Below are 7,475 nucleotides of genomic sequence, written 5' to 3'. Positions count from 1 at the left end.
GCAATGGGCGGCGGCGGCGGTGGTGCATCCATCGGCGGCGGCGGCGGTGGCGGCCGGATGGGCGGCGGAGCGGCATTCCAGGGCGGAGGCCGCGGCATGGGCGGCGGTGCCGCCATGCGTCCGAGCACAGGCAATTTCGGAGCCGGACCTGCGGTCCGTCCCGGTGGTGGCGGCAACTTCGCAGGGGCTTCCCGTCCCGGGATTTCGCCGTCCTACGGCGGGCCTCGCCAGTATGCACCGGGAGGCAACTGGCGTGGCGGCGGCGGCCGTCACTGGAATCACAACCATCGTCGCGGCGGCGGCTTCTTGCCGGGCTTCGCGGCTGGCGCTGCCATCGGCGGGATCGGCTCATACGCCTATTATGGCAACGGCTATGGCTATGGCGGCGGCTACTACGATGATCCCTACTACTACGGCAGCAGCTACTATGATGAGCCCTCGGTGGCAGTGGTGCAGGATGGCGGCGGCGACTCCGCCTATTGCGCGCAGCGCTTCAAGTCCTACGACCCGGCGTCGGGGACTTATCTGGGTTACGATGGCAAGCGGCATCCCTGCCCGTAACCGAATCGCCAACGCGTGAAGCAAGGGGCGTCGCAGTGATGCGGCGCCTCTTTTGCGTTGAGGTGCTTGTCGTCTGTTTTCCGCACAGTCGCGGGCGCTAGGCTGCCTACGCAATGCAAACGTGGCTTATGCACTGCGCCGTGCATATCAGCAGCGATCCAATCCAAAATTGACCCGGCCCACGATTCGCGGATATCACAATCAAGTGGGGACCTCGATTGCTGGGAGTGTCATGCCGCGTATTCTCGTGGTTGATGACGATCCGATGGTTGGCGCGACCATCGAAGTCCTTCTGCAACGTCAGGGCTTCGACGTCACGCTCACCGACGGCGGCGAAACAGGGCTGGCCGCGCTGGAATCGCAGGCCTTCGACGTCATGCTGGTCGACATCTTCATGCCTCATATGCGCGGCTTCGAATCCATCCGCATCTTCCACGAACGTGCGCCGAGCACTCCGCTGATCGCGATGTCGGGCTACGCCTTCGCCTCTTCCGCCTCGCCCTCTCCCGACTTTCTCCGCATGGCGCTGGAACTCGGCGCGACGCGCTGCCTGCGCAAGCCGTTCACGCCGGAAACGCTGCTGACCACGATCCGGGAATGCCTGGCCGGCGCCGGCGAAAGCGCGCCGCCGAAGGACAAGAAAGAAGCCCCTTGATTGCAACGCAGCGCGTCATTCTGGGTGCCGGACTTGCCATCCTCCTGATCATCACTGCGGCCTCGATTGCCCTCGACGTCAAGGCGCGGTCCGACGCGGCATGGGTCAATCATACCGTGCGGGTGCAGAAGAAGATCTCGGATCTGCGCCTGCTGCTGCGCCGGGCCGAGAGCGCCGCGCGCGGCTTTGAGATCTTCCGGAGCCAGGCTTTCAGCACCGAATTCGAAGCCGCACGCGCCGGGATCGCGCCGGCGCTCGCCGAGCTCAAGCGCAGCCTGCGCGACAATCCCGAACAGGTCGCGCTGCTGGAGGGGATCGAACCCCTGGCGCTGCGCCGGGTCGAGATTGCGGCTGAAGCGATACGCCTGCGCGCGGCGAACGACGAGGCCGGCATCGCCGCGCTCAACAGCAAGGCCGAGGGCCGCGGCCTGATGCAGACCGTGATGGTAGACCTCGACCATCTCAGCGCGCAGGAAGAACGCCTGCTCGCCGAACGATCCCAGGATTCGCGCCGCACCGGCATCGTGCTGCTCGGCATCGACGTCGCGGGCGCCGTGCTCATCCTTCTGCTGGTCGCGCTCGTGATGCGCGAAAGCCGCCGCGCGACCGGCGAGCTCCAGACCTCCCTGGAGCAGACGCAGGCCGCCAAGGCGGCGCTCGAAGATGCGGTGGCTGAGCGGACGGAGCACCTGGTCACTGCGCATGACGAGCTGCGGCTGTCGGTCAACGTGCTGCAGAGCACGTTTCGCAGCATGGCGGAGGCGGTGCTGGTCATCGACGCCGAGGGCAACGTACTGCTGTCCAATCTGGCCGCCGAGCGCATGCTGCTGCATCGCACCGGCATGAACCTGCGCAATCTGCGCGCGCTGTCCGACGTGTTTCACGGCGACGGCATTACCCCGCTCGCAGCCGACGAGCTGCCCTCGGCGCGCGTGCTGCGCGGCGAGCAGTTCGAAGAGCTGGAAATGATCGTCCGCCCGCACAGCGGCAATCCGTCCCGCCATCTCATGATCAGCGGCCGGCCGATGCGGGACGGGCAAGGCAATGTCTCGGGCGCGGTGCTGGTCTATCACGATGCGACGACCTCGCGCGAGACCGAGCGGCAGCTGCACCAGTCGCAGAAGCTGGATGCGATCGGCAAGCTGACGGGCGGCGTCGCGCACGACTTCAACAACATGCTGACCGTCATCTCCGGCAACACCGAGACGCTGGTGGAGAGCCTGAGGGACCAGCCCGAGCTGCAGCGCACCGCGCGGCTGATCGACGATGCCGCGGAGCGCTGCGCCGAGCTGATCCAGCATCTGCTCGCGTTCGCGCGGCGGCAGCCGCTCGAGCCGCGCAACGTCGACATCAACGCAGCGATAACGGATATCGCCAAGCTTCTGCGCCCCACTCTCGGCGAGCAGATCCAGATCGAGACGGTGCTGGAACAGGGGCCGATGACCACGCATATCGACCCGTCCAGGCTGACCAACGCCGTGCTCAACATGGCGATCAACGCCCGCGATGCCATGCCGAACGGCGGCAAGCTGCTGCTGGAGACTCACCGCGTCGTGCTGGACGAAGCCTATGCGCAAGCCAATGCCGACGTGACGGCGGGCCCCTACGTCATGCTCGCGGTCAGCGACACCGGCACCGGCATGCCTCCCGACGTCCAGCAGAAGGCGTTCGAACCCTTCTTCACGACCAAGGAGGTCGGCAAGGGCTCGGGCCTCGGCCTCTCCATGGTCTACGGCTTCGTCAAGCAGTCCGGCGGCCACATCAAGATCTACAGCGAGGAAGGCCACGGCACCACGATCAAGCTCTACCTGCCGCCTGGCGAAGGCACCGCGGAGATCGCGGCCGCCGTGGGGCCGCAGGCCGCGGGCGGCGCCGAGACCATCTTCGTGGTCGAGGACGACAACCTCGTGCGCAGCTTCGTCACCGCCCAGCTCCAGAGCCTCGGCTACAAGACGGTGGCCGCGCCGGACGGCAGGACCGCACTCGACATGATCGAGGCCGGCCAGAGCTTTGATTTGCTTTTCACCGACGTCGTCATTCCCGGCGGCCTGAGCGGCCGCGAGCTCGCGCTGGAGGTGGAAAGGCGCCGGCCGGGCGTGAAGGTGCTCTACACCTCCGGCTACACCGACAACGCCATCGTCCATCACGGCAAGCTCGACGATGGCGTGATGCTGCTGACCAAGCCCTACCGCCGCAACCAGCTCGCCGAGATGATCCGGAGAGCGCTGGGCAGCTAGCCCCGCGTCGCCAGCACCACCGCCGCCAGCGTGAACACCAGGCCGGCGATCTGCCCGGCCCCGAGTGGCTCGCCAAGAGCGAGCGCCGAGGCCACAACGCCGATCACGGGCACCGCCATGGTGCCGATCGCGGCGACCGAGGCCGGCAGGCGCGCGAGCGCCGCGAACCAGCTGACATAGGCGATGCAGAACTGTCCGACGACCGAATAGACCAGCAGCCACCAGCCGAGCGGCGTCACGTTCGACAAATGTGTGGTCTCGATCAGGAGGCCGACGATCGAGATCGGCAGGCAGCCGATCCCGATCTGCCAGGCCGCGGCCGTGAGCGGCGGCAGCTGGATCGGGTATTTTTTCGAGAGCACGGTGCCGAGGGCGAAGCCGAACGCGCCGACCAGCACCATGATGATGCCGGGCAGCTTCTCGGCGCTGGCGGCGATGCCGTTGCCGCCCATGATCGAGCCGAGCCCCGCGAAGGCCAGCACCAGCCCGAGCGTGCGCGGCACCGTCGGCCGCTCCCCGAGCACCGGCCAGGCGATGATCGAGGCCCAGACCGGCATGGTGTAGGCGATCAGCGCCGCCTCGCTCGCCGGCAGCCAGAGCAGCGCCAGCCCCATCAGCACCATCCAGCCGGTGACGTTGAGCGCGGCCGCGGTGAGCAGGCGCGGCCACATTGCGCCCGGAACGCGCAAGCCCTGCCCGCTCAGCACCGCGAGCAGCGCCAGCAGCAGCGCGCCGAGCACGCCGGTGACCCCGCGCAGCGTCAGCGGCGGCAGTTCGCCCAGCAGGAATTTGGTCACCGGCCAGTTGAAGCCCCAGCCGATCGAGGTGATGGCGAGGAACATCAAGCCGGCCGGGGCGATGCGCTGGCGCAGCACCGGCTTCGTCGAATCAAGCATGTGGGTGGTCCGGCAAATCGAGCGTCAGCTTGGCCCGGATTTGCGCCCCGAACCACCAGCCTGGCGGACATGCCTGCCCTCGCCGTCCGTAGGGCTACGTGAGTCCTGCTGGCGCAATCCCTGCGCCCAAAAATATACCTGCCCTGTGAACAGCGGGATGAAGCTCCGCATCATCACGGGATGCGAATTTTTTCAGTTGGGAATCCCTGAGGACTCACCGATACTTGGGTCCACAACAGGCGCGGCGAAGGCCCCTGTTATCCCCCACAATCCACCATATTTAGTATTTGATTCAGGAACTCGCACTAGTTCTTGACGGGCGCAACGGAGAGTCCTAGCTTTCGGTCCGTTCGGCGCGAGTGAGTTTGCGTCCCGCCGGCACTCCCCCAAAGGGCACCGCAAATTTCAGCTCCGCCGGCCAGCCAAAGGCAGCGGATGAGGGCTTGTCTGCCCTCGAAAGGCGGAACTCCTGGGGCGCCAGAACGGGCCGGCAACAGGCTCGGATGGCACTGGTTGAAGTGATGGCGTGGGGCGTTGAACGCATGTCGGGCTCATCCCCTTGGGGCGGATGGGTCTGGGCAGGCAGGCGGGATGATCGATGCGCGCATCGGGCCATCGCGTCGGGAGAACAAGGGCCGGGTCCACCGGCTGAGCTGCGGAGCCCAAAGGCCAACGGCCGCGGGAGCCGCGAAGTGAAATGACGACCCGGCACGCCTGAACGGAGGCGGGACCGGTCAAAGAATAAGGACGGGGCAAGACATGCGGATTGAGCGGCGCCACACCACAGCGGGACAGTCACCTTATGAGGGAATCGAATTCCGGCTGACCACGTCGGAGATTCGCAATCCCGACGGCTCGGTCGTGTTCAAGCTCGAGAACGTCGAGGTCCCGGCCGAGTGGTCGCAGGTCGCCTCCGACGTGCTGGCCCAGAAGTATTTCCGCAAAGCCGGCGTTGCCGCGCGCCTGAAGAAGATCGAGGAGGAATCCGTCCCCTCCTTCCTGTGGCGCTCCGTGCCCGACACCGATGCCCTCGCGGCGCTGCCCGAGAAGGAGCGCTTTGTCAGCGAGCTCAGCGCAAAGCAGGTGTTCGACCGCCTCGCCGGCTGCTGGACCTATTGGGGCTGGAAGGGCAAGTATTTCTCCACAGATGACGACGCCCAGGCCTTCTACGACGAGCTCCGCTACATGCTCGCCATGCAGATGGTCGCGCCGAACTCGCCGCAATGGTTCAACACCGGTCTGCACTGGGCCTATGGCATCGACGGCCCCGGCCAGGGCCACTATTACGTCGACCCCTTCACCGGCAAGCTGACCAAGTCCAAGTCGGCCTATGAGCATCCGCAGCCGCATGCCTGCTTCATCCAGGGCGTCGGCGACGACCTCGTCAACGAGGGCGGCATCATGGACCTCTGGGTCCGCGAAGCGCGCCTGTTCAAATACGGCTCCGGCACCGGCTCCAACTTCTCGCGCTTGCGCGGCGAAGGCGAGAAGCTCTCCGGCGGCGGCCGCTCCTCCGGCCTGATGAGCTTCCTCAAGATCGGCGACCGCGCCGCCGGCGCGATCAAGTCGGGCGGCACCACGCGCCGCGCCGCCAAGATGGTCGTCGTCGACGTCGATCACCCCGACATCGAGACCTATATCGACTGGAAGGTGAAGGAGGAGCAGAAGGTCGCCGCCCTCGTCACGGGATCCAAGATCAACCAGAAGCACCTCAAGGCGGTGCTGAAGGCCTGCGTCAACTGCGAAGGCTCGGGCGACGATTGCTTCGATCCCGAGAAGAACCCTGCCCTGCGCCGGGAAATCAAATTGGCGCGTCGCTCACTGGTGCCCGACAATTACATCAAGCGCGTCATCCAGTTCGCAAAGCAGGGCTACAAGGACATTCAATTCGACGTCTACGACACCGACTGGGACTCGGAAGCCTATCTCACGGTCTCGGGCCAGAACTCCAACAACTCGGTCTCGCTCCGGGACGACTTCCTGCGCGCGGTGGAAACCGACGGCGACTGGAATCTGAACGCCCGCACCTCGAAGAAGGTGACCAAGACGCTGAAGGCCCGCGATCTCTGGGAAAAAATTGGTTACGCCGCCTGGGCCTCGGCCGATCCCGGCCTGCACTTCAACACCACCATGAACGACTGGCACACCTGCAAGGCGTCCGGCGACATCCGCGCGTCCAATCCGTGCTCGGAATACATGTTCCTGGACGACACGGCGTGCAACCTCGCCTCGGCGAACCTCTTGACGTTCTACAACACCGACACCAAGCGCTTCGACGTCGAGGGCTATGAGCATCTCTGCCGGCTCTGGACCCTCGTGCTCGAAATCTCCGTGATGATGGCGCAGGTCCCGTCGAAGGCGATCGCCGAGCTCTCCTACGAGTTCCGCACCCTCGGCCTCGGCTACGCCAATATCGGCGGCCTCCTGATGACCATGGGCCTGCCCTATGACAGCAAGGAAGGCCGCGCCATCGCCGGCGCCCTCACTGCGGTCATGACCGGCATCACCTACAAGACCTCGGCCGAAATGGCCTCCGAGCTCGGCACCTTCCCCGGCTACAAGAAGAACGCCGCGCACATGCTGCGCGTGATCCGCAACCACCGCCGCGCCGCGCATGGCCAGTCCAACGGCTACGAGGCGCTCTCGGTGAACCCGGTGCCGCTCGACCTCGTCTCCTGCCCGCAAGGAGACCTCGTCAGCCACGCCCAGGCAGCCTGGGATGCGGCGCTCGAGCTCGGCGAGAAGCACGGCTATCGCAACGCCCAGACCACGGTGATCGCGCCGACCGGCACGATCGGCCTCGTCATGGATTGCGACACCACCGGCATCGAGCCCGACTTCGCGCTGGTGAAGTTCAAGAAGCTCGCCGGCGGCGGCTACTGGAAGATCATCAACCGCGCCGTGCCGGAAGCACTGCGCGCGCTCGGCTATCCCGAGAACGAAATCGCCGAGATCGAGGCCTATGCTGTCGGCCACGGCTCGCTCTCCAACGCGCCGGGCATCAATGCCTCGACCCTGCGCGCCAAGGGCTTCACCGATGAAGCGATCAAGAAGGCCGAGGCTGCATTGCCGACCGCCTTCGACATCAAGTTCGCCTTCAACAAGTGGACCTTCGGCGAGGACTTC

The 7,475-nt window shown here is 65.9% G+C and carries 5 protein-coding genes; 4 read left to right on the top strand and 1 reads right to left on the bottom strand.

Annotation, left to right across the window (positions count from 1 at the left end; genetic code table 11):
- The first annotated feature begins 3 nt into the window (after positions 1 to 3).
- The 3 genes from JHD07_RS27605 to JHD07_RS27595 all read left to right on the top strand — a co-directional run bounded on the left by JHD07_RS27605 (position 4) and on the right by JHD07_RS27595 (position 3,453).
- Positions 4 to 561 carry a BA14K family protein gene (locus JHD07_RS27605; RefSeq protein ID WP_291627805.1) on the top strand — a complete coding sequence of 186 codons (558 nt, stop codon included), beginning with the start codon at positions 4 to 6 and terminating at the stop codon, positions 559 to 561.
- A 232-nt stretch (positions 562 to 793) separates the two neighbouring features.
- Complete coding sequence (locus tag JHD07_RS27600) at positions 794 to 1,216, top strand: response regulator (RefSeq protein ID WP_291627804.1); 423 nt, start codon at positions 794 to 796, stop codon at positions 1,214 to 1,216.
- Complete coding sequence (locus tag JHD07_RS27595) at positions 1,213 to 3,453, top strand: CHASE3 domain-containing protein (protein WP_291627803.1); 2,241 nt, start codon at positions 1,213 to 1,215, stop codon at positions 3,451 to 3,453. The genes JHD07_RS27600 and JHD07_RS27595 overlap by 4 nt, the downstream gene beginning before the upstream one ends.
- Here JHD07_RS27595 and JHD07_RS27590 read toward each other — a convergent pair.
- Positions 3,450 to 4,349: a DMT family transporter gene (locus tag JHD07_RS27590; protein ID WP_291627802.1), complete on the bottom strand. Its 900-nt coding sequence runs from the start codon at positions 4,347 to 4,349 to the stop codon at positions 3,450 to 3,452. The two genes, JHD07_RS27595 and JHD07_RS27590, sit on opposite strands and share 4 nt — an antisense overlap.
- A gap of 759 nt (positions 4,350 to 5,108) precedes the next feature.
- Here JHD07_RS27590 and JHD07_RS27585 point away from each other — a divergent pair.
- A partial coding sequence (locus tag JHD07_RS27585) for an adenosylcobalamin-dependent ribonucleoside-diphosphate reductase (protein ID WP_291627801.1) occupies positions 5,109 to 7,475 on the top strand: 2,367 nt, incomplete at its 3' end.

Origin of the sequence: Bradyrhizobium sp. (assembly GCF_016462955.1) — a bacterium.
In the GTDB taxonomy this organism is placed as follows: domain Bacteria; phylum Pseudomonadota; class Alphaproteobacteria; order Rhizobiales; family Xanthobacteraceae; genus Bradyrhizobium.
The sequence above is the reverse complement of the archived record's forward strand: the minus strand, read 5'-3'. Positions and strand labels throughout refer to the sequence as shown.